We start from the raw sequence: 21,874 nt of genomic DNA, 5'->3' as shown, positions 1-21,874 counted from the left end.
ACGATGTCGATATCGTTACCAGCGCCACTGAATCACCCACTGGCCATCGTCGATTTGGAAACCACCGGCGCCCACCCTGGAGTCGATCGGGTGATCGAAGTGGGCGTGATCTTGATTGATGACGGCGAAGTCAGTTTGCGCTGGCAGCGCCTGATCAATCCGGAACAACGCCTCTCGCCATTCATCGAACAGCTGACCGGTATCACACCGGCCATGGTTGCCGATGCGCCGCGTTTTGCCGAGATCGCCGATGAACTACAGACGCTACTGCAAGGCCGAATTTTCGTCGCACACAACGCCCGCTTCGACTATGGCTTTTTGAAAAGCGAGTACGAACGCCTCGGTGTTCAGTTTGCGCCGGAGCGATTGTGTACGGTGCGCTGGTCACGGCAGCTTTATCCGCTTCTGCGTGGTCATGGTCTTGATGCGATTTGTCAGCGCCTTGGCATTGCCAATGAGGCGCGCCATCGGGCGCTGGGCGATGCGGAAGCGACTTGGCAATTTTTGCGACAGAGTTGTCGCGAACATCATCCGGACACGTTGCATGCGGCGTTTGTCAAACAAATGCAAAGGCCCTCGCTGCCGCCCGCCATTACGCCGGAGCGTATCAACAGCGTGCCGAATTGCCCCGGTATCTATCGCTTCTATGGCGATGAGGGCAAGCTGCTTTATATCGGCAAGAGCAAGCAGCTGCGCGAACGGATCATGAGCCATTTCAATGCCTCACCGGTATCGGCGCGCAATCAGCGTCTGCATAGTCAGATTCGTGATTTGGATTGGCAATGCACGGCCGGCGAACTCGGCGCTTTGCTGAAAGAAAATCAGGCGATAAAGAAAGAGCAACCGCTGTTCAATCGCCGTTTGCGTCGGGTGCGCGAACTGGTGGCGGTCACCACCAAGGAAGATGCGCAAGGGTATCTGCGTTGTCAGTTCAGTGCCTTTGAAAAGGCTGGCAACAAACCTCTGGCACTGTTTCGCAATCGTAGTCAGGCGAAAGCGAAACTGTTGGAACTGGCCAAGGAGCATCAGCTCTGCAAAAAGTTGCTGGGATTGGAAACCGGTAAAGGCGCCTGTTTTGATCTGCAACTGAAGCGCTGCAAAGGTGCCTGTAACGGTAGCGAACCGCCGGCGATCTATAATCTGCGTTTGCAAACCGCGCTGAAGCCGGCGCAGATTCGCAGTTGGCCGTACCCTGGCCCCATTGGCATTGTCGAGCGTGACGAAGAACGCGAAGAACTGCATCTGATCGATCACTGGTGCTATCTTGGTACCGTCCGTGATGAAAGCGACATAGCGGATTGCCTGGAAAATCCTCGCCAGTTCGAGTTGGATACCTACCGGCTTTTAGTGCGAGCGGTACGTAGTCGGCTGACAATCCGTCAGTTTCCCGGCAACTAAACGCACTAAACAGGCCGTCACGTGATTTCAGAACCCGAGCTTCACATCGAATGCGTCGCGCACTTGCCGGCATCGGATCGGCAACGTTGGCTGGCGCTTGCAGGTGATTATCCGTTTCTGAATCCTGCGATGCTGGATGCCGTGCATGACACCGGCTGCGCCAGCAAGGAAACCGGTTGGACGCCACATTATCTGCTGGTCCGCAAAGATCATATCCTGCAGACCGGCACATTAGTGTATTTGAAGAGCCATTCGCGTGGCGAATATGTGTTCGACCAGACTTGGGCCGAAGCGTATTACCAGCACGGCTTGCACTATTACCCGAAGTTATTGGTGGCGATACCGTTTACCCCGGTGCGCGGGCCACGTTTGTTGGCGGAGCATGACAGCGATCGCCGGTTGCTCGCGAAAGCGTTGATCGCGCTGGCGCAACAGTGGCAATTGTCATCGGTACATGTGTTGTTTCCGGAGCAAAACGAACTGGATGCCTTGCAGGCTGAAGGCTTTCTGCTGCGCAATCAAGTGCAGTTTCATTGGCGCAACCGTAGTTACGCCCATTACGATGAATTTCTGGCCGCGCTGCAACGCGACAAGCGCAAGAAGCTGAACCAAGCCTCACGCCGACTGCAACGGTCAGGTATTGAGTTTCGTTGGCTGGTTGGCGACGACATTGATACCTCCGCGCTGGAATTTTTCTACCGCTGTTATCAACAAACTTACCGCGAACACTTCTCGACGCCATATCTGACGTTTGAATGCTTTCAGCGCTGGCAGCGGACGCTAGGGAACAAGCTGTTGCTGTTGGTTGCCAGTCAAGCTGGCAAAGATATCGCCTGCGCCTTGAACATTCGCGATCGAAACCGGCTTTATGGCCGCTACTGGGGCGCGTTGGAGTTTGTGCCGGAGCTGCATTTCGAAACCTGCTATTCACAGGCGATTCGATTTTGTATTGAGCATGGCATTGAATTTTTTGAAGGCGGAGCGCAAGGTGAACACAAGCTCGCTCGTGGTCTTGAGCCGGAGCGACTGCAATCGGCGCATTGGATAGCCGACCCACGATTTGCGGCCGCCATCGATGATTTTCTACAGCGGGAATGTAAGGCTATTGATCACTACTTTGCAGAGTTGCAAAGCCACATGCCGTTTAAATCCTAAAGACGCTCAGAGATCTTCGTTACCTGGGCCTAGCGCCGCTTCTTTCGCTTTCGCCTTGGCAATGGCCTCGTCATGGCGTGACAGCAAACGCCACCATTCGCTGCCATCTTCGCGGATATAACGCACAGCGCCGGCACGCACCAGAATGCGGCGCAATTCGTTTTCCTCGAATCCGCCCAGGCGCTTTTGCAACAGTTCGAATGAACGATCGGTGTAGCCTTTGTGGGTCAGAAAGTAATACGCGGTTTTCTCTGCCTGATGCTCGGTTTTGATCGCTTCCAACGCAATACGTAAATCGGTCGAAGCGCGGTCGCGCTGCAACCACCAGGAAATCAGACCGCCGATCAACACACCAATCAGGGTATCGAACGAAGAAAGCAATTCCGTCATCAACAATCCTCCCTGTCAACGCGCTGAGCTGGTGCGCTGAAAATGCTTCAGCCAAGTTTCAGATGATCCGTATTCGGTGGCGGTGGCGGTGGCGCTTTTTTTTCGGTATCGAGCGTGGCGCCAACTTCCGCCAAGCCAAAATCCGGCACCTCGACGTTCGCTGCCGGTTTGTCACTCGGTTCCACCAGCGTTGCGCCCACTTCGGCGATGCTCAGATCGCTGATATCCGGTTCCGGCAACGGAATGTATTCGCGCGGCGTGCCGAGTGTGGCGCCGACCTCGGCAATACTGAACTCAGACAAATCACCGACGTCCACCGCTGTCAGTTCGCGCTTTTCTCCAACATCGGCACCAACCGGTGCCAGCGTGTATTGGCTCAGGTCCACTTGTCGCGGAATCGGTGGTGCCGATTTCAAGCCGCCGAGTGTTTCTCCGGCCGGTGCCAAGGTCCAGGTTTCTGAACCTTTTTTCACCGGCGCGACGGCGCCTTCCTGTTGTTTCAAACGGGCCAAAGCGCCGGCCTCTTTCATCACCGAGACATAGCGCAGCGCGGCGGCGTAATCGAGATCTTTTTTGATGCTGATGGCGTTGCCGGAGAACAGTCGCTCGATGACTTCCGGCGAGGCTTTGAACAGCCGACCTACTTGGGCTTTGACCTCATGCGGATCTCTGCCGGGCATAATGCGGCCATCAAAGATCACTTCAAATACCCCATCCATCTGGCATCCCCGTTGGTGTTGCTGGATTTGATAGGCAAGTGTAATGCAGTTTGCCGGGCCGCTCAAAAAGCGACTTATTCTGTGCGTTGATACATCAAGTCCCAAACGCCGTGACCAAGCCTGTGTCCGCGTACTTCAAATTTGGTCAGCGGTCGCGAGGTAGGGCGCGGTACAAAATCATTGGTTGGCGAAAGATTTTGGTAGCCGGGCGCAGCGTTCATGACATCACGCATATGCTCGGCATAATTTTCCCAGTCGGTCGCCATATGAAAAACACCGCCAAGGCGCAGTTTCTTGCGGATTTGCTCAGCGAACAACGGCTGCACAATGCGGCGTTTGTGATGGCGGGCTTTTGGCCACGGGTCGGGAAAGAATAACTGCACACGTTCGAAACATTGATTCGGCAGGCATTTGTCGAGCACTTCGATCGCGTCTTCTTCGAACACGCGGATATTGCTAACCCCAGCGCCTTGCGCGTGGGCAAGGCAGGAACCGACGCCGGGCCGGTGCACTTCAATGCCGAGGAAATTCAGTTCCGGGTGGGCGCTGGCCTGTTCAACCAGCGACATGCCCATGCCAAAACCAATTTCCAGCCAGACCGGATTATCGTTGCCAAACCATTGTGATAAATCGACAGGGCCACCACTGATATGGCGCCCCCACTGCGGCAGCAACATTTCGACAGCGGCTTTCTGGCGTTCCGTCATCCGTCCTTCGCGGCGAACAAAGCTGCGGATTTGGCGCATCGGCCGACCATCGGGCAAGCGTGGGATATCGGCGTCGGAGGTATTGTCGGTCATCATCAAAACTCTGGACTCCCGCCTGCGCGGGAGTGACGTGAAAAGAAAAATAAATCTTAGAAGAAGGTTCCATCGAGTGGCGATGACGCACTCGCATAGAGCTTGCGCGGCATGCGGCCAGCGAGAAACGCTTCGCGCCCGGCTTCGATGGCTTTTTTCATCGCCGAGGCCATCAATACCGGATGTTTGGCAGCGGCAATGGCGGTGTTCATCAACACGCCATCGCATCCGAGCTCCATCGCAATGGCGGCATCGCTGGCCGTGCCGACCCCGGCGTCGACCAGAATCGGCACCGATGCGTTTTCCAGAATCAATTTGATGTTGTAAGGATTGCAGACGCCAAGGCCAGAACCGATCGGCGCCGCCAGCGGCATGACCGCGACACAGCCCATGTCTTCAAGTTTTTTCGCGGTGATCGGATCATCGCTGGTGTAAGCCATGACCTTGAAACCATCTTTAATCAACTCGGCACAGGCTTTCAGTGTTTCCGGCACATCCGGGTACAGCGTTTTCTGGTCGCCGAGCACTTCCAATTTGACCAGATCATGGCCGTCGAGCAGCTCGCGCGCCAGCCGACAGGTGCGGACGGCGTCTTCGGCCGTGTAGCAACCGGCCGTGTTCGGCAGAATCGTGTATTTTTCCGGGGAAATCACTTCCAGCAAATTCGGTTCGTTCTTGTTCTGACCAATGTTGGTGCGGCGAATCGCCACCGTGACGATTTCGGCTCCACTGGCCTCGATCGCCTGCCGGGTTTCTTCCAAATCCTTGTACTTGCCGGTGCCGACCAACAAGCGCGAGTGATAAGCCTTACCGGCAATATGGAACAAATCTTGATTCATGGTTCACCTTGGAATAGCACTCAGCCACCGCCGATGGCATGGACAATTTCGATGCGGTCGTCAGGGTTCAGCCGGGTATCGGCATGGCGGGATTTGGCGACGATTTCGCCGTTCAACTCTACCGCAACCCGCTTGTCGTTCAGTTGCGCCTGCTCAAGCATGGTCAGCACGGAACTGTGCTCAGGAATCTCGGTAGTCTGGCCGTTGATCAGCACTCGCATCGGCGGAACAATGTCGTTAGCTTTGAAGGATGTGCATGATAGCAAGCGAAGCCCTGGCAGGGAAAAGCCGCGAGCACATGAAGCTGTCAAAATACTTTACAGAGCGTTTCGGGACTTGCACGGCGGTTTTTGCTAATCTATTGATCTCTGGTCAGTTTTAGCGCTTGGCACAGGATCTGCTACTTCAATAGCAAAACGGTCACAGGTCGTGCCGGCCGTAATATGTATGGACACATAGGCGTCTCATGAACGATACATCTCCTCGCAACGAACAGCCCCAGCAGGCTCAGCTTTCCCGCCGCAAAGTGCTTTTCGGTGCTGCCTATACCGGCGCTTTCGCCGCCCTGGCAGCCGGCAAACCGGTATTCGGCGCACAAACTCTGTGCTCTCCTTCCGGCTTCCAGTCCGGCAACCTCTCTGGTGTTGAACCGCAGGCCTGTAATGGTAAGTCGCCCGGCTACTGGAAAAACAATCCCGGCGCTTGGGCTCCAACCGGCGTGATTCCTGGTTTTTGCAAGCTCAAGGCCAATGGCCACTGCAAAAATGATTCCGAACTGACTTACACCAAGGGTGGCACCCAGGCCAGCAAATACAAAGATGTGTTTGGAGTGTGGAACACGCCTTATGACAACATGTACATCATGCAGTACATGCGCGAATTTCATCCCACGGATCCACGCTACACGAAACCGATGGTATGGCATCTGACGGCCGCTTATTTGAATGCGTCGGCTGGCATCTCCGGTTATGTGCTGACCCCAGCCGAAATCAAGGACATGTGGAAACAGTTGGTTGGCAACGGCTCAATGAGCTACACCAGCCCATCGGGCATGGTCATCGCTTGGGGCGGTAGCCAAGGCCTGGAAGAATTCCTGAACGCCACCTATCACGACGGAGTCCTCGTTTAACCGTCACGGAGTTGTGCAATGGCCACGGTAGGCTTGCAATGGCACCGCTCCAGTCCGTTGAGATTGGAGCCGTTGGGTGATGCCTTGATCGCCTACGATACCTTGCGTGGCCACACCCGAGTACTGTTGCCGTTGGCGGCGGCGGTGCTCGAAGAACTGGACGTGCCGGGCACGACCGAGCAACTGACCGAACGCCTGGCGCTGACCGAATTACAACAACCGATGCTCGATCAATGCCTGACTGAACTGGAACGACACGAGATGGTGTATCGTTCCGCTTCATGAAGCTTGCCTCACTCCCCTTCCCTGAATTGCAACAACGCCTTCGTCACGAAGGCGTTGATCTGTTTATGCCGCCGTATAAAGTGCGGCTGCGCAGCCACTTGCGTTCGGTCGCCGAAGAGTTGCATCGACTTTATGCCGATTTTTCCCTGTTGAACGAACCCGGCGCTCGCGACTTTCATATTCGCCTGTTCGATCCCAGTCTGTTGCGTCGGCTATTCAAACGCCAGGTGCAATTCGCCCTCGATGAATTTCTGCCGTTCAAGCCGCTGCCATTCGATCAAGCCCACGCGATGCTGGAATGGGGATTGAACTGGTGTATTGGCAATCGCGATCAAACTCATTTGATTATGCACGCGGGAGTAGTTGCGCTCGGCAATCACGCGTTGGTCATGCCGGCCGAATCCGGTTCCGGCAAAAGCACCTTGAGTGCGGCGCTGAGCCGCGAAGGCTTTCGCTTGCTATCCGATGAATTGTGTTTATGGCAACTCGGCACGCGCACCGTAACACCGGTGCCGCGCCCGATCAGTTTGAAAAATCAATCGATTACACTGATGCAGCAGCGCTATCCCGATGCGGTATTCAGTCGCACCGCGCTGGATACGCGCAAAGGCACCGTCGCTCACATGCGCCCGGATGGCGCCAGTATCGAAGCCGCGCATCAGGCAGCGACCGCACGATTGATCGTGCTGCCACGCTACCAGGCCGACAGTGAAATTATCTGGCAGCGAGTCAAGCCAGAAGACGCGCTGACGTTCTGCATCAGCCAGAGTTTCAACTACAGCGTGCTTGGCGAAGCAGCATTCGACACCATGCTCACCGTGTTGCGACAGACGCCGGTTTACTCGCTACGTTACTCGTCGCTCAATGACATCATTCCGTTTCTGAAAAACCAGTTGCAGCGCGAGATTGACGCATGCAGTTGAACGACTATTTGCGCACACCGTCAAGACTTGCCGAGCTTGATGATCAAGCCTGGGATATTCTGCTGCGCCAAGCCCAGGCAACGCGCTTGCACGGCAGCCTGGCGTGTTTGGCGCCTGACTCGTTATCGCTTTCACCGGTTATCGATCGCGCGCTGCGCTCAGCGCGTGTGGTCGCCGCAGCCAATCAACGCGCGGTGCGCTGGGAGTTGCAGGAACTCAAAAAAGTGTTGAAGCCACTCGGCGTGCCGCTGATTGCGCTAAAAGGCGCCGCGTATGTGTTGCACAACGCCACCGCGGCCCGCGGACGTTTTGTCACCGATATCGATATTCTGGTGCCGCGTGCGCAACTGGCAAAAGTGGAAGACAAACTGAAATTTGCCGGCTACATCAGCAGTCAGCACAACGCTTATGACCAGCGCTATTATCGGCGCTGGATGCACGAGTTGCCGCCAATGCAGCACATGCAACGCGGCACCTCGCTCGATGTCCATCACCATATTCTGCCGCTAACGGCGCGAGCCAATCCATCCATCGATTTGCTGCTGAAAGATCTGGTGCAGGCCGGTGACGGCTGGCAAACACTGAATCCGGTCGACATGATCATTCACAGCATCACCCATTTGTTTTTCGATGGCGAATGGGACCATGCGCTGCGCGATCTGTTCGATATCGATCGCTTGCTGCGCCAGTACGCCGATGATGACAGTTTCTGGCCGTTACTGCTGAACCGAGCTGAAGCGTTGGACTTGCTGACACCAGTGCAGCATGCCTTGCCTGTCGTCGAGCATTTTTTTCAGACGCCAATTCCGGCACATATTATTCGCCAATGTCAGCGTGAAAGCGGTGAACGCATGCAGGCCATGTTTATTGCCGCCGCCAAGCCAAACCACGCCAGTTGTCGCCACCCGCGCGATGCGTGGGCCCGTCGGGCGCTGTTCATCCGTGGCCATTACCTGCGGATGCCGCTGCCGCTGCTGCTGCCACATCTGGCGCGTAAAGCCTTCCGGCGCGATGAGGACGAACGCCGCGACGCCAACAAATAGGTACAATGCGCAGAATTTCCCTGTGGAGCGGGCCAATGGCACTGAGTCACCTGCGTTTTGGTTGGCGCGAATGGGCGGCATTGCCGCAACTGCGGGTGCGTCGCTTGCGCGTCAAGGTGGATACCGGCGCCCGCACCTCGACTTTGCATGCTTATCCCATCGAAGCAATCGAGCGCAACGGCCTGCCCTGGGTACGTTTCGGTTTGCACCTGTCACGCAAAGACCCGGAAAAAACCCATTGGTGTGAAGCGCCGGTACTTGATCGGCGTGTGATCAAAAATTCCAGTGGTGTCAGTGAAGAACGCTATGTCGTTGCCACCACACTCTGCATCGGAAAATTCTGCTGGCCGATTGCGGTCACGCTGACCAACCGCTCGAAAATGAAATACCGAATGTTATTGGGCCGAACCGGCCTGCCATCCGATGCTGTGGTGGTGCCGCATGTATCCTGGCTGCAAGGCGACCCGGATCTCGGCAAACCCTCCATTCACGAATTTGTTGAACCGTAATAGCTGAATTGAACGATGAAGATTTGCGTACTGAGCCGTAACCCACGTTTGTACTCGACCTTTCGTTTGGTCGAAGCCGCCGATGCGCGTGGCCATGAAATCGAAGTGCTTGACACCCTACGTTGCACGATAAACGTCGACCCGACAAGACCGATGTTGCGCTATGGTGGCGAAGAACTCACAGGATACGACGCGGTCATTCCCCGCATCGGCGCTTCCATCACGTTTTATGGCCTAGCCGTATTGCGTCAGTTCGAAATGATGGGCGTGACACCAATTAATGAGAGCGCCGCCATTGGACGTGCCCGCGATAAACTGCGCTGCTTACAAGTATTGTCGCGTGAACGTATTGATCTACCAAAAACCGGCTTTGCCCACGCGCCGGATGACATTCAAGATGTCATTCGTCACGTTGGCGGTCCGCCACTGGTCGTCAAGCTATTGGAAGGCACGCAGGGCGTCGGCGTTGTGCTTGCTGAAACGCAAAGCGCAGCAGAATCAGTATTGGAGGCGTTCCTGAGTCTCGATCAAAACATCATGGTCCAGGAATTTGTTCGCGAAGCCGGTGGCGCCGACATACGCTGCTTTGTCATCGACGGCGAAGTCGTCGCGTCAATGAAACGGCAAGCCAAAGAAGGCGAATTCCGCGCCAACCTGCACCGCGGCGGCATGGCCATGGCCATCGATATCACTGCCGAGGAACGCGACGCCGCCATTGCCGCGACCAAAGTATTGGGACTCAATGTCGCTGGTGTCGACATGCTGCGTTCGAAACGCGGCCCGCTGGTCTTGGAAGTCAATGCCTCGCCCGGATTGGAAGGCATCGAATACGCTTCCGGCGTTGATGTCGCGACCAAGATGATTGAGTTTCTGGAACGCAGCGTGCGCCCGGATTTGCCGAAAAAGAAATGTGAGGGTTGAACCGCTTCTCGGCGACGGAATGCTGAGACGGTTCGCTACCGTTCACTGCTGCAACAGTGATGTCCGTTGCTGCATTTGCTGATAGCGCTGTAGACGGAGCTTTCGCTGCTCGGTCTCGAACTCCAATTCCTCAGCGATTTCCAGTACTTGTGTCTGTCGTCTAAGCGCCTCAGCGTAATCGTCTTTACGAGCGGCCAGTAGCGCAGCGACTTCCAGTTGCTGCATATCCGTCGGGTCAAAGTCTTTCGGCAATAAGGTTTCCAGGGTCGAAACGTCAACAGACTCTTGCTCCAGCGCATACGTCAAATACATCATTCGAGCTGCATTGTGACCATTTTCCGCGGCCAACTTATACCACTGCATCGCTTTTTCTGGTTGCGGCTTCACCGACTCACCACTCATTAGGTGATTGGCCAATAAGTATTGCGACTGAGCATGCCCCTGTTGCGCAGCAAATGTTAACCAAATAATGCCCTTCTGTTCGTCCTTAGTGCATTGATTGCCTGTCAACAAGTCAGAAGCCACACTGTATTGCGCATCGGCGTTACCGTACACGGCGCTACGCAGTTTTAGCGTATTAGCGTCTTTTTCATAATCAACGTACTCTTCCTTCCCATTATCCTTCAGGTGCGAAGCGATTTCCTTATAGTGATTAGAAAGCCTAAAAAGCACTTTGGCATTCTGGTCTTCTTCGGCAGCAAGTTTCACATCTTTCTGAATTTGCGCTACTTCCTTTCTGGAAAACTTCTCAAGTTTATAATCGAGACAGTAAGAGCGCTTGTTTTCTCGAAGAGTCTCATCCGCTGCAGGCAAAAACGTCCATTTCCTGATCGCCTCAAGTGTGACTTTCTCAAACGTAGATTTTTGCTGCTTACTTTCTCGATTGCCGGCAAGAAATGCATCTGACTCAATAACCTTCAAGTTCTTCGGAAAACCGCTTTTAGAAAGGTAGAAGCTGACACAAGCAAACCCCTCAACATTATCCATTGCGGCGCCGATCGGATATCTGGGTGGTGATATTTCTCGTGGCACCGCATCGCCCGATGCTTCCACGCTGCAATCTGCCTGGCGTTGTTCCACAATTGGCATAAGCCGTTGTTGCAATGCGGCTGTGCCAAATTGAGCTTGTAATGCTTGGAAACGTTGTTCCGCCTGCGGCTTTACTGCATCGGAAAGATTTTTCGCAATCGCATGAAATATTCTGGCGTTTTCCTCACCTCCCGCTTGATTAGAAAGTGATGCCCATGCATAAGCCTCAACGGCGCTAGGCGCAACATGTTGACCCTTGAAATACATGACCGCCAGGTTGCGTTGCGATGGCGCGTCACCTAACTCAGATAGGCGTTTGAACTCCTGGAACGCAGTCGCGTAATCTTGCTGCTCGTAAGCACTCATTGCTGACTGAAAGTCAGCATTCGCCGAAATGGACACTAAGCTTAGCCAAACCGCGAAATACATTGCCGCACGTCCTATCGTGCTTCTCTGTGTTTCTGACATTACCTTTCCATATTTCCGAGCGCATCAACCATCGTTTGAATCTTTGTCGTTCATGCTTATCGCTTACTTTTTTGAATGAGTTTTTGCCACTGCCGCTGAAAAAAACTTAACTCATCAGTACCGGTATCGTGACTGATACGCAGCAACACGACAGAAATATTATCGCGCCCACCATTGGCATTGGCTTGTGCGACAAGCGTTTCCGTCTTTTCCGATAGCGATGTCTCTCCCGTAGCTAACAGGGTGGCGATGCCATCATCATCAAGCATATCGGTCAAGCCATCCGAACACAGCAGTATTTGATCACCGGCTTGCAGCTCGGTTTCGTCCCAGGCGATATCGCTGCCGAGGTCAACGCCAAGTGCATGGGTGATGATGTGTTTCTGCGGAGAGGTGCGGCGTTCTTCGCTGCGGATCAAGCCGAGCTCGAACTGTTGTTGGACAAGTGAATGATCCCGTGTCAGCTGTTCCAGTTTGCCGTTACGGAAACGATAGAGTCGTGAGTCACCGGCATGAACAAACAGTAAATGCTGGTTGACGATGGCTGCGGCAACCACGGTTGCGCCCATACCGGCGCAAGCCGGGTTTTCCCGAGCCTGGTCGAGAATTTGTGCGTGGGCATCTTCGATGGCGTGATGCAAAGTGTCGAGCACGGTTTTGCGGCTGGCGAAATCGGCATCGGACAATTCTTCGAGCGCAGCGCGAAAACAATCCACCGCCAGCGCGCTGGCCACTTCACCGGCGTTGGCGCCGCCCATGCCGTCGGCGAGCACCGCATAGCGCAGGCGCTCGTCCAGATAGACACAGTCTTCATTATGGGGACGCACGCGACCGGTATCGGTCATGGCATGGCCTTGCACAACGAGTGGCGGCAACCGATGCTCCTGCATAGCCGGCTGTACCGGCAATTAACCTGTCACATAGGTTTACACGAGGCTTGCAGCCAACGCAACCGCAGCTCCGATTGGCGAAAGCGAGGATTGCCCCTACACTCAGGCAACGGCTAGCGCACATCTATAGCGGCCGAGACAAAAATGGGGGACTTGATATGTTGCTTTACTTTTCCGCGCTGCGTGGACCGTTTCCGCAGGACGTCATGCTGAACAATATCCACTTCGGTCGGGACGGCGGGTTGATTGGTCGTGGCCAGGAATGTACGTTGATTCTGGACGATGGTGAGCGGCATGTATCCCGTCAACACATCAAGCTGACATTCAACGGCCAGGATTATGCGCTGGAGGTGCTGTCGGAAATCAATCCGGTATTTATCAACGAAAAAAAACTCGGATTTGGTGACCGGGAAACCCTGCTGGATGGCGATGAAGTGACCATAGGGCCGTTTGTCATGCGCGCTCATGTCACGGTGCCGACACCGGTCGTCAAGCCAGCTGTTGCCGACACCCCCGATACCGGTACGGCTTCGGTCGATTTGCATCAAGCCGTGCAATTGCTCGGGCAGGGGATGAAGCATCCAGTCCGCCTGGGCAGCGAAGTAAAACCGGAAGCGTTTTTGAAACGCTATGGCGAAACGATGGCGGAATTACTCGAAGGCACACGCAAACTGACCATTCAACGCGCCGAAAGCAAAAGCGAATACGTGCCAACTGATCGAACGATGGTCTCTAAAGTCGATACCAATCCAATCAAGCACGCGTCAACGCGCCAGGACTTATTCAAGCTGATGTTCCCGGAGCAGGACACCACCGGCTTGATCGATCCAGTCGACGCCGTGCGTGAAGTCATGGAGGATTTGCGGGTACACGATGGTGCCATGCAAGCCGGCATGCGCGCCGCGCTCAATTTTGTTTTGCAACAACTCGACCCAGCGACGATCGGTGAACAGAAAAGCGGCTTGCTCGGCATGTTTGGCGGTGGTGCCATGGATGCCTACAAGCAAAAACACAAAGAATTACGCGAAGGCGTATTGCGCGGCAAATCGAGTCCGGTGTGGGATGCCTTCCGCGATGGTTACCGCGAAGAAATCAAGCGCTACAAATCGAAAGGGAATCCGGGCAATCGAACCAATTAAAATAAGAAAGGCCAGCAATGCTGGCCTTTTCTTTGGCTAACAAAATACGCTTACTTCAGTAAACCAAATACACCCAGGCTGTACATCCGCCGGTCTTTTTCGCCGTCGAAGCGGGTGGCGTAAACACTGCCGCCGAGCGGCAGATCATTGCTCAGGTAACGGAAGTTGCCGGTGCCTTTATCGTACGCGACACACTGACCGTCGGGAAAGTAATACGCCGCGACATCACCGGCTTCGACGCCCACCGCCACCGGGAACATGATGCGATTGACGCCGGCTTGTTTGGCTTCAAGCATCGGTCCCTGCCAAATGACGACATACTCATTTTCGACTTTGCGCAGCACCCGCACAGCAAATGGACAGGCAGCATTGAGTTGCGCGGTAACGCCGAGCAATTGCCCACCACGTGGCATCGGATGCGAGAAATCAGCGATCAGCACCGGCCCTTTATCGACCAACTTGCGTGCCACTTGCTCGCCGCCAACATAATCATTCAAATTGGCATCCAGTAAAAACTGGCGCATGCGATCAACATTATCCAGCAAGAAGCTGCGCGCCTGCTGACGCAACGCCGTGCTTTCTGCGACACGTGATTGTTTTTCAGTGCCCATGACGCCAAGTACCTGCTTGGTTGTTTGCAATTCCTGGTTCAGCGCTTGTTGTTGCTGTTTCAGACTGGCGATTTCAGCGTTGGCCTGACGCAACTGATTTTCCAATGTTTGATTGGTGTCTTTCAGTTTTTTCATGTCGCCAGTGGTCTGGCAACCCAGCAACGACGCGACGACCGCAGCCGCCAACAGCAAACGAAACGAGTGCATGTCATTTCTCCCGTATTGTGGTTGTCATTCAAGCGTTGTCAGCAGGTCTTGATTCGTCAAGTCAACAACGCGACACAATGCTCATTTCAGCGTGCAACAACAAAACTGGTACTGGCCAAACGCTGGTCGGCCATCATGATATCAAGAATATAGCCGCCTTCCGGAAAGCCTTCGACCATCCGGTTGATGACAAAGCTGACTTCGCCTTCGCTGCCGCGAACGATGACCGGCACTTCGCTGATGCGCACGGCGCGCGAACCATCGTAAAGCCGCGCCATCAGCACCGTGCTGCTGGTGGTGAAATGTTGGAAACGAAATCGCACATGCAGCGTCCGGTTCAGATTGATATTTGCCGACTGCACACCATCAAGGGTGGCAATCGGTTCAGCCGCGACCTGCACGACCGGTACCGCAGGTTTTGGCGGCTCAGGAGCTTTCTCGGCGATTTCGGTTTCCATCTGACGCAGCAGTTCCGCCTCGTCTTCCGCGGTGACCGTCGGCTTTTTCGGCGCCAGTATGGTTTTTTGCGCGACGCTTTTTATCTCGGCACTATCCGGGTATTTTTCTTCCGCCAGCGCGTACAGGGCACTGGCTTCGGTGACCTGTTGCTGTTGCCATAACTCGTCGATGCGCTTGGCGACACGCTGCGCCAATTCATCACGGCCTTTCAGCGCCGCTTTATTGCTGGGATGAATCGACAACGCTTTTTGATAATGCTCATACGCGTTGTTTTTCGGCGGCGATAACAACTGGTTTTTTTTCAGCGCAGCGACCGCTTTATCGACATGCACTTGTGCATCCTGTTCGCGTTGTGCCGCCTCAATGCGTTGCTTCAATACCTGCACGTCGCGGTCGCGCGGCGCCAGTGCCAAAGCGCGCTCGTAGTCCTTGCGGGCAGCAATCAGATCTTTTTGTTTGACCTGTTCCAGACCACGTGCGGCCAGCGCAATGCCAACGGCAGACAAACCGTCTTTGGCACTGGCCGAGTCCGGTTGCAAGCTCAATACTTCACGATAGCTGGTTTCGGCATTATCGTTTTCCGGCTCAATCAACTTTCCGGCCTTTAGCTGCTGCTCGGCTTGTTGTAGTAGTTGTTGCACGCGTTGCTGAGTACGCTCGGCTTCGCTGAGTTCGGGTGCTTTTTCTGTCACTGGCGCGGTTTGTGGCGGCGCCTCGGTGACCGTTTCCGTTGCGGTAGTCGTTGCCGCGGTTTCCGTCGATGGAGTCGTTGCGTTGCCTGTCGTTGACGGCATCTCAGCCGGCACTTTTTCTTGCTCGGTCGGCGCGCTGGCCTGTGGTTCAGGCTGGCGATTTTCCGTTTCGGTTAGCGCTTCTGTCGCCGGAACCGGCACCGGTACCGTTTCAGCCGGCGCTGTCGTCTGCGATGGGGTGGCGCTGGTTTCACTTGCGGCATCAGTTGACTGTTGCAATAAACCGCTGCGCCACAACACAACGCCAGCAACAGCAATAACCAATACCAGCACAATGGCCCAAATCGGTGTGCCGGTTTGCGCTTTCTGTGCGCTGGTGGCGCCTGGCCGTTCATCGGCATGAACGACAAACTCCTGATCGCCAATCGCCGCACGTGGTTGCTCGGCTTTGACTGGCGGCAACTGCGTGATTTTCGTTTCTTCGCTGCGCTCACGTTTGGCGGCCGGCGTGGGCACAGGTGTTGGTGCTGGAGCAGCCTGTGGCGCTTTGACGGCAGTCGGCGTCGCCACGGTTTTATCTTCTTTCGCGGCCAGCGGATTGCTGATTGATTCGCGCCAGAGCTGTTCCAGTTCCGGTGTGACTTTCGCCGTCAGTTCTTCCAATACCTCGGCAAATTCGAGGCCGCTCTGAAAACGTTTATCCGGTTGTTTGGCGAGAATTTTTTCCAGCACCGGCTGGAAGATAATCAGCGCACCTTCGAGCCGAGGCACCGGTTCAACGGCGTGCTTCAAGCCGACAGCGACGGCCGAGTCACCAGTGAAGGGCACATGGCCTTTCAACAGATAAAACATGACGATGCCAAGGCTGTACAAATCGGCTCGATGGTCCACCGGCTTGCCAAGCGCGTGTTCCGGGCTCATGTAACTCGGCGTACCAATGGCAACACCGGTCTGGGTCAGGTTTTCTTCCAAGCCGGTCATGCGGGCAATGCCGAAATCGGTCAACACCGCACGACCATCCTCTTCGTGGATCAGAATATTTTCGGGTTTGATGTCGCGATGGACGTAACCTTTCTTGTGCGCGTAATCGAGTGCCAGCGCCACTTGTTTGACGGCTCGCAGATTCTGCACCAGCGTCAGCGCTTGCCGTTTATGTTTCAGATCTTGCCCCGGCACATATTCCATCGACAGATAGTGCAGACCATCGTGCACGCCGACATCGTAAACGCTGACGATATGCGGGTGGGTCAGCTTGGCGACGATGCGCGCTTCGCGCAGAAAGCGTTCGCCGTATTGGCTGTCGGCATTGAGCAAATGCGGCGCCATGATTTTCAGCGCCACCTCGCGCTCGAAGCTTTCCTGAATGGCCAGATAGACTTTGGCCATGCCGCCCTCGCCGAGCAGCCTGACTATGCGGTATCCCGGAATCAACATCGTGGCGCTTTGCTTCCCCAGCTCATGTTTATCGTTGTTATGCGGCTTTTTCGCCGTCGGGTCAGTATGCGTACTGCACTGCGGCGACGCAAGCGACTGAGCTCAAGCCGCTTGATACGCCTGCTTCAGCCAGGCACGCACTTCGGCATCAACATCCTTGACGCTTTCCAGCCGAATGCGATGGCTGCACATCGCGGAAAACGAACCCGAGGCCTCCAAGCGCCCAGCGGCCGGTACACCTTTCAAGTTCAAGCCGAGGTCAACGCGGGTTTTGGTTGATGGTTGAATCAGTGCGAACTGTTTGCTGCGCCGTAGCGCCGTGTAGCTTTTCTTCGGCGCGAGTTCGACATCCTTACCCAGGCTTAGCACGTAATCGACGATGGCATCGTAAATGGGCTTCAACACGGCTTTATCGCCGGCGTATTGCGCTTCGAGCAACTCACCGCCTTCCGATGGCGCCGATACCGTCTGGCGCAGCGCTTCGGCCGCGACCAAATTGGCGTAACCGTGAGTCATGCCATGCTCGGTTTTCAGCCATTTGACCAGCGCGCCGTGCTTGTCGATGCCGGCCATCGTGCACAACATGGTCCATGTGGCCAGTGACTTGCCGGTGTTCTTTTCCAGATTGCTGATCATCGTTTTCAGGGCGTCATCGGGGTTTGCCATCTCGTTCATCCTTTTATCGATTGTTCGCGTTTGCTGTGCACTGCGCTTATGCTGTGCGCCGTTTGTCGCCAGTAGCACTCGCCTCAATAATAGACGCCATGCCTTCGCAAAACACCCAAGCCATTCAACGCGCCGTGCTGGCCTGGTTTGACCGGGCCGGCCGCAAGCACCTGCCTTGGCAGCAGCACAAGACCGCATACCGGGTCTGGATTTCGGAAATCATGCTGCAGCAAACGCAAGTCACGACGGTCATCGACTATTACCAGCGCTTTATGCAGCGCTTTCCGACGCTGGATGCGCTGGCCGAGGCGCCCCTCGATGACGTGCTGGCGCATTGGGCCGGCCTCGGCTATTACAGTCGAGCTCGTAACCTGCACGCCTGCGCGAAGCTATTGCAAGCCGAAAACGGCGGTGAATTTCCGCTATCTGTCGAAGCCATCGCCGAGCTGCCTGGCATTGGCCGTTCGACCGCCGGCGCGATTTTGAGCCTTGGCGCCGGCTACTGGGCGCCGATACTCGATGGCAACGTCAAACGGGTGCTGTGCCGGGTTGCTGGCATCGAACTGTTCAAACAGCCGCGCGAAGCGGAAAAACGGCTGTGGGCGCTGTCCGAACAACTGACGCCGGCCAAGCGTCACGCCGACTGGAATCAGGCGATGATGGATATCGGCGCTACGGTCTGCCGGCGCGGCACGCCTGTCTGCAAGCAATGCCCATTCAGCGGCCATTGCGTTGCCGAACGTACGCAGGCATTCGAGCGCTACCCCGGCAAAAAGCCGAAAAAAGCCGTGCCGCTGAAACAGAGCCGGGTGCTGATGCTGGTCGATGGCAAGCGCCTGTTGCTAAAACAACGGCCGCCAACCGGCATCTGGGGCGGGCTGTGGACACTACCGGAAATCGACCCGGCGCTGTCGCCGATTGAGCAAGCTGCCGAACTCGGATTATCAGTGCAACTGCATGAGGCGATTCCGCCGCTGCGCCACACCTTCAGCCATTTCCAGCTCGATATCCACGCGTTCTACGGGGTGATAGCCGCTCGCGCATCCCGTATCATGGACGCCCCTTACCGCTGGCAGCCGCTCAATGCGCTGCACGAAACCGGGCTGCCGGCGCCGATCCTGAAACTGATACAGCAACAATTCCCGGAGAAATCCTGATGGCCCGTACCGTTCAATGCGTGAAACTGAAGAAAGAAGCCGAGGGCCTGCCGTTCCCGCCCTACCCTGGCGAACTCGGCAAGCGCATCTACGAGACCATTTCCGCCGAAGCCTGGGAGCAGTGGAAAGCCCACCAGACCATGCTGATCAACGAAAAACGGCTGACCATGCTCGATCCGGAGGCACGCAAGTACCTGGCCGGTGAAATGGAAAAATTCCTGTTCGGTGGTGACTACGACAAAGTTGAAGGCTATGTGCCACCGCCGTCTGGGCAATAAATAACCAAGATCGCCCGAGTGGCAACTGTTTCTTGACTTATCGCCGGCCGATCGGTTTAATACGCGCCTTCGCGTGGCCTGGTAGCTCAGTTGGTAGAGCAGAGGACTGAAAATCCTTGTGTCGGCAGTTCAATTCTGCCCCGGGCCACCACTAATTTCGAAAGCCTGCAGCGTGCAAACTCTGCGGGCTTTTTTCTTTCTGAGGTTGGGCAGCATTGAACTCCGTTCAATTGCGCACCACATCCCTGTGATGCGCCCTACGGGAAGCTTCGCTTCGCCAAATCGCTCCCGGCGATTTGGTCTGCCCCGGGCCACCACTAATTCGATTAACGCCTGATGATGCAAATCATCGGGCGTTTTTCTTTTTGGAGTAAGCGACGGCGCTTCATTGAACTAAACCAACCCAATTTCCAATTCACGACACAACCACCTCAAATTAGCACTTCGTTTTTAGTTTCGAAGCCAATCCCATCGAAAAGAAAAATCGGGGTCCCCGTCTGCGCCAGCCGGCAGCGACATGATGTAGGCCGGGTACAACCGCAAGGATAGCGGTTGTAGTGCTGTCGAGGCAGGGATGCCGAGTCAGCACGGCCCGAGCAGGAATCATGTCGATGCCGGAGCGGCTTAATCGAAGCAACACAACTAACCTGGCGCATCGGGGCGCGCTTCTCTTTGGTTACTTTCTCTTGCGCGAACAAGAGAAAGTAACCCGGCTGTCGGTCCGGGAACCGACAAACCAGAAAAGCAAAAGCTTGCATTCAAGCTCATTGCACAGAAAATCAAATACGTCAGTATTTCGAACACAGAAGCTAATAGTTCAGAAACATCATGTGCAACAATTCACTAAGATCTACAAAAACTGGAACCGCACAATGTCCGAAATCACCTGGAACGACTTCCAAAAAATCGAACTACGCGTCGGCACCATTGTAAAAGCCGAACCCTTTCCCGAAGCACGCAAACCCGCCTACAAACTGACCATCGACTTCGGCGCTGAAATCGGCATCAAACGCTCCAGCGCGCAGATCACCGATCTTTATTCCTGCGAGGAATTAGTCGGTCGGCAGATCATCGCCGTGACCAATTTCCCGCCGAAACAAATCGGGCCATTCCTGTCGGAATGTCTGGTCACCGGCTTTCATCGCGAAGATGGTGCTGTCGTACTGGCGAGCGTTGAACGTGATGTGCCAAACGGTGCGCGCCTTGCCTGAACCGCAAGCACTGCCGCAGTTTGGGCAAGGTTTCGCATTATTGCTGGGCGCTCGCCGCTAGCATTGCCCCTCAGCCAATCAGAGCCCCACTCAGGTGGCCTTCGGCCAGGAGGGAAATCATGACACAGGATGTCGCGCCGTCAGTCGCATCCAGCCACAACAAACGCGCGCTGATCGTTGACGATTCACCGACCGCCTGTGCGGTGCTAAAGCGCATGCTGCGCAATTACCAGATCAATGCCGACTCGGTACAAAGTGCAGAAGCCGCACTCGATTATCTGAAGCTGGAAAAACCGGATGTGATCTTCATGGATCACGCGATGCCCGGCATGAACGGCCTCGATACCCTGAAAGTGCTGAAAGCGCACCCGGAATACGCGACCATTCCGGTCATGATGTACACCGCCCGCACCGGCGAAGTGTATTTGAGTCAGGCGCGTGCGTTTGGTGCCATCGATGTCTTACCGAAAGGTGTTGAGCAAACGGTGCTGGAAGAAGCACTGCAACGCCTGCGTTTATTGCCACATAGCAGCGAAGCCGAAACGCCCACCACCGTCGCCGTCGCCACACCGCCAGTGGCCGCCCAACACAGCGCTATCGACAGCACGGATATGCGCCGGGAAATCGAGCGGGTGTTTCGCAGCGAATTGCGCCCGGCGATGTCACACCAGATTCATGATGCACTCGATGAGTGGCGACACGAAGCGACACAGGCCAATCGTCGGTTGGCGGATCTGGTTGCGCAGCGTATCGGCAACACCGTCTCTGAGGCCATGAAACCGGTATTGGCGGAACTCGATTGGCAACGCGCTGAACAACAGCGCCAAGCCCGCAGCGCAAAAAACCGGACGCTCGCGACCGCAGCGGCGATGCTGTTACTTACCGGCGCTTTTGCCGCCACGCTATGGTCAGCGTTTGCGACGCAAAACACGCTGATTGCCGATAACTTGCACCAGCAATCACAGCAGCTCAGTAATGCGCTGGATGGTCTGCAAGCGCAAATCAATGGTCTGGAAAGCTCGGTAAGCGCCAACGCACCAACGACGGTCAGCGGCCAAACCCGTTGGTTGCGCGAAACCGATGGCAATGTCATTGGCGCTTGGGCGGGCATTAGCCCACACGGCGCCGAACTGATGGTGGTCAGTCGCACTGGCTACCGGTTTGCACTCGATAATGAAGGTCTGATTGCGACGCGATTACCGGCTTTGTATTTCTTGTCGCCGGCCTGTTTTGGCGATGCTTATGCACCCGTGCACGAAGGCACCTTGGTCACCGCGGCTGGCGAACAATTGTGGTACGCGCCGATTGGTGCCGAGCGTCAGGCTGTACAAGCCTATTCCACGCTGAATGCCGATGGTCAGTGCCTGCCGATGCAAGGCGAGAGGATGTCGGTGCGCATCGTGCAACACAATGATCCGGCAATTACGGGAGTTAAAGGCGCACGCTTTAAACTTGATGCGCGCATGGCGTTGGCGTCGGAATTTGTCGCCCAATAAAGAGAAACCCGCACTACACGGTGCGG

23 protein-coding genes and 1 tRNA gene are annotated in these 21,874 nt (G+C 55.5%); 14 read left to right on the top strand and 10 right to left on the bottom strand.

Translation table 11 applies throughout. The annotated features are described in order from the left end of the window. The first annotated feature begins 3 nt into the window (after window positions 1–3). The gene (locus tag E2H98_RS12395; RefSeq protein WP_162848156.1) at window positions 4–1,398 is read left to right on the top strand and encodes an exonuclease domain-containing protein; all 1,395 of its coding nucleotides are present in this window, start codon (window positions 4–6) and stop codon (window positions 1,396–1,398) included. A 21-nt stretch (window positions 1,399–1,419) separates the two neighbouring features. Further along, window positions 1,420–2,553 (top strand): GNAT family N-acetyltransferase, encoded by a 1,134-nt coding sequence (locus tag E2H98_RS12390; RefSeq protein WP_198325115.1) that lies wholly within the window; start codon window positions 1,420–1,422, stop codon window positions 2,551–2,553. A 6-nt stretch (window positions 2,554–2,559) separates the two neighbouring features. On the opposite strand, the gene E2H98_RS12385 is transcribed toward E2H98_RS12390, so the two are convergent. The 5 genes from E2H98_RS12385 to thiS all read right to left on the bottom strand — a co-directional run bounded on the left by E2H98_RS12385 (window position 2,560) and on the right by thiS (window position 5,522). Beyond that, entirely contained in the window at window positions 2,560–2,943 is a 384-nt protein-coding gene (locus E2H98_RS12385; protein ID WP_133589059.1) for a hypothetical protein, read from the bottom strand. 47 nt (window positions 2,944–2,990) lie between these two features. Continuing rightward, window positions 2,991–3,662, bottom strand: coding sequence for a hypothetical protein (locus E2H98_RS12380; protein WP_133589061.1), 672 nt, complete (start codon window positions 3,660–3,662; stop codon window positions 2,991–2,993). Between the two features lie 74 nt (window positions 3,663–3,736). Then, complete coding sequence (gene trmB, locus E2H98_RS12375; protein WP_133589260.1) at window positions 3,737–4,462, bottom strand: tRNA (guanosine(46)-N7)-methyltransferase TrmB; 726 nt, start codon at window positions 4,460–4,462, stop codon at window positions 3,737–3,739. Between the two features lie 56 nt (window positions 4,463–4,518). After that, window positions 4,519–5,301 (bottom strand): thiazole synthase, encoded by a 783-nt coding sequence (locus E2H98_RS12370; RefSeq protein ID WP_133589063.1) that lies wholly within the window; start codon window positions 5,299–5,301, stop codon window positions 4,519–4,521. Window positions 5,302–5,321: 20 nt separating this feature from the next. Beyond that, window positions 5,322–5,522 carry a sulfur carrier protein ThiS gene (gene thiS / locus E2H98_RS12365; protein WP_133589065.1) on the bottom strand — a complete coding sequence of 67 codons (201 nt, stop codon included), beginning with the start codon at window positions 5,520–5,522 and terminating at the stop codon, window positions 5,322–5,324. Between the two features lie 245 nt (window positions 5,523–5,767). On the opposite strand from thiS, the gene E2H98_RS12360 reads away from it, so the two are divergent. From E2H98_RS12360 to rimK, 6 genes are read left to right on the top strand one after another with little or no spacing between them, the layout of a single operon-like run. Beyond that, on the top strand, window positions 5,768–6,430 hold the full coding sequence (locus tag E2H98_RS12360; protein WP_133589067.1) for a hypothetical protein: 663 nt from the start codon (window positions 5,768–5,770) through the stop codon (window positions 6,428–6,430). Between the two features lie 18 nt (window positions 6,431–6,448). Next, a complete protein-coding gene (locus E2H98_RS12355) occupies window positions 6,449–6,715 on the top strand; it encodes a hypothetical protein (RefSeq protein WP_133589069.1) in 267 nt (88 codons plus the stop codon). After that, window positions 6,712–7,638 (top strand): HprK-related kinase A, encoded by a 927-nt coding sequence (locus E2H98_RS12350; protein WP_133589071.1) that lies wholly within the window; start codon window positions 6,712–6,714, stop codon window positions 7,636–7,638. The genes E2H98_RS12355 and E2H98_RS12350 overlap by 4 nt, the downstream gene beginning before the upstream one ends. Then, window positions 7,629–8,681: a nucleotidyltransferase domain-containing protein gene (locus tag E2H98_RS12345; protein ID WP_133589073.1), complete on the top strand. Its 1,053-nt coding sequence runs from the start codon at window positions 7,629–7,631 to the stop codon at window positions 8,679–8,681. The genes E2H98_RS12350 and E2H98_RS12345 overlap by 10 nt, the downstream gene beginning before the upstream one ends. 35 nt (window positions 8,682–8,716) lie before the next feature. Next, window positions 8,717–9,190 carry an ATP-dependent zinc protease family protein gene (locus E2H98_RS12340; RefSeq protein ID WP_133589076.1) on the top strand — a complete coding sequence of 158 codons (474 nt, stop codon included), beginning with the start codon at window positions 8,717–8,719 and terminating at the stop codon, window positions 9,188–9,190. A 15-nt stretch (window positions 9,191–9,205) separates the two neighbouring features. Continuing rightward, entirely contained in the window at window positions 9,206–10,111 is a 906-nt protein-coding gene (gene rimK / locus E2H98_RS12335) for a 30S ribosomal protein S6--L-glutamate ligase (RefSeq protein ID WP_133589078.1), read from the top strand. Between the two features lie 42 nt (window positions 10,112–10,153). On the opposite strand, the gene E2H98_RS12330 is transcribed toward rimK, so the two are convergent. Continuing rightward, window positions 10,154–11,608 carry an energy transducer TonB gene (locus E2H98_RS12330; protein ID WP_133589080.1) on the bottom strand — a complete coding sequence of 485 codons (1,455 nt, stop codon included), beginning with the start codon at window positions 11,606–11,608 and terminating at the stop codon, window positions 10,154–10,156. 56 nt (window positions 11,609–11,664) lie between these two features. Further along, window positions 11,665–12,483 (bottom strand): Stp1/IreP family PP2C-type Ser/Thr phosphatase, encoded by an 819-nt coding sequence (locus E2H98_RS12325; protein ID WP_198325114.1) that lies wholly within the window; start codon window positions 12,481–12,483, stop codon window positions 11,665–11,667. 173 nt (window positions 12,484–12,656) lie between these two features. On the opposite strand from E2H98_RS12325, the gene E2H98_RS12320 reads away from it, so the two are divergent. Next, window positions 12,657–13,637 (top strand): type VI secretion system-associated FHA domain protein, encoded by a 981-nt coding sequence (locus tag E2H98_RS12320; protein ID WP_133589084.1) that lies wholly within the window; start codon window positions 12,657–12,659, stop codon window positions 13,635–13,637. Window positions 13,638–13,687: 50 nt separating this feature from the next. Here the strand turns inward: E2H98_RS12320 and E2H98_RS12315 are convergent, their stop codons facing one another. The 3 genes from E2H98_RS12315 to E2H98_RS12305 all read right to left on the bottom strand — a co-directional run bounded on the left by E2H98_RS12315 (window position 13,688) and on the right by E2H98_RS12305 (window position 17,706). Continuing rightward, window positions 13,688–14,455 carry a coiled-coil domain-containing protein gene (locus tag E2H98_RS12315; protein WP_133589086.1) on the bottom strand — a complete coding sequence of 256 codons (768 nt, stop codon included), beginning with the start codon at window positions 14,453–14,455 and terminating at the stop codon, window positions 13,688–13,690. Window positions 14,456–14,541: 86 nt separating this feature from the next. Continuing rightward, window positions 14,542–17,040, bottom strand: a complete 2,499-nt coding sequence (locus tag E2H98_RS12310) for a protein kinase domain-containing protein (RefSeq protein ID WP_133589088.1) — start codon at window positions 17,038–17,040, stop codon at window positions 14,542–14,544. Between the two features lie 102 nt (window positions 17,041–17,142). Next, window positions 17,143–17,706 carry a DUF5655 domain-containing protein gene (locus tag E2H98_RS12305; RefSeq protein ID WP_133589090.1) on the bottom strand — a complete coding sequence of 188 codons (564 nt, stop codon included), beginning with the start codon at window positions 17,704–17,706 and terminating at the stop codon, window positions 17,143–17,145. A gap of 98 nt (window positions 17,707–17,804) precedes the next feature. Between E2H98_RS12305 and mutY the strand changes: the two genes are divergently transcribed. The 5 genes from mutY (at window position 17,805) to E2H98_RS12280 (ending at window position 21,848) form a co-directional block, all read left to right on the top strand. Continuing rightward, a complete protein-coding gene (gene mutY, locus E2H98_RS12300; protein WP_133589262.1) occupies window positions 17,805–18,863 on the top strand; it encodes an A/G-specific adenine glycosylase in 1,059 nt (352 codons plus the stop codon). After that, on the top strand, window positions 18,863–19,141 hold the full coding sequence (locus tag E2H98_RS12295; protein WP_133589092.1) for an oxidative damage protection protein: 279 nt from the start codon (window positions 18,863–18,865) through the stop codon (window positions 19,139–19,141). The genes mutY and E2H98_RS12295 overlap by 1 nt, the downstream gene beginning before the upstream one ends. Window positions 19,142–19,216: 75 nt before the next feature. Then, window positions 19,217–19,292: transfer RNA gene (locus E2H98_RS12290), tRNA-Phe, on the top strand. A gap of 721 nt (window positions 19,293–20,013) precedes the next feature. Further along, window positions 20,014–20,352 carry a tRNA-binding protein gene (locus tag E2H98_RS12285; RefSeq protein ID WP_133589264.1) on the top strand — a complete coding sequence of 113 codons (339 nt, stop codon included), beginning with the start codon at window positions 20,014–20,016 and terminating at the stop codon, window positions 20,350–20,352. Window positions 20,353–20,471: 119 nt separating this feature from the next. After that, window positions 20,472–21,848: a response regulator gene (locus E2H98_RS12280; RefSeq protein ID WP_133589094.1), complete on the top strand. Its 1,377-nt coding sequence runs from the start codon at window positions 20,472–20,474 to the stop codon at window positions 21,846–21,848. Window positions 21,849–21,874: the final 26 nt, after the last annotated feature.

It is taken from the genome of Permianibacter aggregans (assembly GCF_009756665.1).
GTDB classification, from domain to species: domain Bacteria; phylum Pseudomonadota; class Gammaproteobacteria; order Enterobacterales; family Permianibacteraceae; genus Permianibacter; species Permianibacter aggregans.
Note: the sequence above shows the minus strand (reverse complement) of the source record. Positions and strands in the feature narration are given on the sequence as shown.

What these genes read in the sequence shown, in the direction of transcription:
- mutY (WP_133589262.1), top strand. Translation starts at nt 17,805, where the DNA reads ATGCCTTCGCAAAACACCCAAGCCATTCAACGCGCCGTGCTGGCCTGG.
- E2H98_RS12305 (WP_133589090.1), bottom strand. Translation starts at nt 17,706, where the DNA reads ATGGCAAACCCCGATGACGCCCTGAAAACGATGATCAGCAATCTGGAA.
- E2H98_RS12310 (WP_133589088.1), bottom strand. Translation starts at nt 17,040, where the DNA reads ATGTTGATTCCGGGATACCGCATAGTCAGGCTGCTCGGCGAGGGCGGC.
- E2H98_RS12350 (WP_133589071.1), top strand. Translation starts at nt 6,712, where the DNA reads ATGAAGCTTGCCTCACTCCCCTTCCCTGAATTGCAACAACGCCTTCGT.
- E2H98_RS12320 (WP_133589084.1), top strand. Translation starts at nt 12,657, where the DNA reads ATGTTGCTTTACTTTTCCGCGCTGCGTGGACCGTTTCCGCAGGACGTC.
- E2H98_RS12285 (WP_133589264.1), top strand. Translation starts at nt 20,014, where the DNA reads ATGTCCGAAATCACCTGGAACGACTTCCAAAAAATCGAACTACGCGTC.
- E2H98_RS12385 (WP_133589059.1), bottom strand. Translation starts at nt 2,943, where the DNA reads ATGACGGAATTGCTTTCTTCGTTCGATACCCTGATTGGTGTGTTGATC.
- E2H98_RS12395 (WP_162848156.1), top strand. Translation starts at nt 4, where the DNA reads ATGTCGATATCGTTACCAGCGCCACTGAATCACCCACTGGCCATCGTC.
- E2H98_RS12360 (WP_133589067.1), top strand. Translation starts at nt 5,768, where the DNA reads ATGAACGATACATCTCCTCGCAACGAACAGCCCCAGCAGGCTCAGCTT.
- thiS (WP_133589065.1), bottom strand. Translation starts at nt 5,522, where the DNA reads ATGCGAGTGCTGATCAACGGCCAGACTACCGAGATTCCTGAGCACAGT.
- E2H98_RS12370 (WP_133589063.1), bottom strand. Translation starts at nt 5,301, where the DNA reads ATGAATCAAGATTTGTTCCATATTGCCGGTAAGGCTTATCACTCGCGC.
- E2H98_RS12280 (WP_133589094.1), top strand. Translation starts at nt 20,472, where the DNA reads ATGACACAGGATGTCGCGCCGTCAGTCGCATCCAGCCACAACAAACGC.
- rimK (WP_133589078.1), top strand. Translation starts at nt 9,206, where the DNA reads ATGAAGATTTGCGTACTGAGCCGTAACCCACGTTTGTACTCGACCTTT.
- trmB (WP_133589260.1), bottom strand. Translation starts at nt 4,462, where the DNA reads ATGACCGACAATACCTCCGACGCCGATATCCCACGCTTGCCCGATGGT.
- E2H98_RS12330 (WP_133589080.1), bottom strand. Translation starts at nt 11,608, where the DNA reads ATGTCAGAAACACAGAGAAGCACGATAGGACGTGCGGCAATGTATTTC.
- E2H98_RS12315 (WP_133589086.1), bottom strand. Translation starts at nt 14,455, where the DNA reads ATGCACTCGTTTCGTTTGCTGTTGGCGGCTGCGGTCGTCGCGTCGTTG.
- E2H98_RS12345 (WP_133589073.1), top strand. Translation starts at nt 7,629, where the DNA reads ATGCAGTTGAACGACTATTTGCGCACACCGTCAAGACTTGCCGAGCTT.
- E2H98_RS12340 (WP_133589076.1), top strand. Translation starts at nt 8,717, where the DNA reads ATGGCACTGAGTCACCTGCGTTTTGGTTGGCGCGAATGGGCGGCATTG.
- E2H98_RS12355 (WP_133589069.1), top strand. Translation starts at nt 6,449, where the DNA reads ATGGCCACGGTAGGCTTGCAATGGCACCGCTCCAGTCCGTTGAGATTG.
- E2H98_RS12295 (WP_133589092.1), top strand. Translation starts at nt 18,863, where the DNA reads ATGGCCCGTACCGTTCAATGCGTGAAACTGAAGAAAGAAGCCGAGGGC.
- E2H98_RS12380 (WP_133589061.1), bottom strand. Translation starts at nt 3,662, where the DNA reads ATGGATGGGGTATTTGAAGTGATCTTTGATGGCCGCATTATGCCCGGC.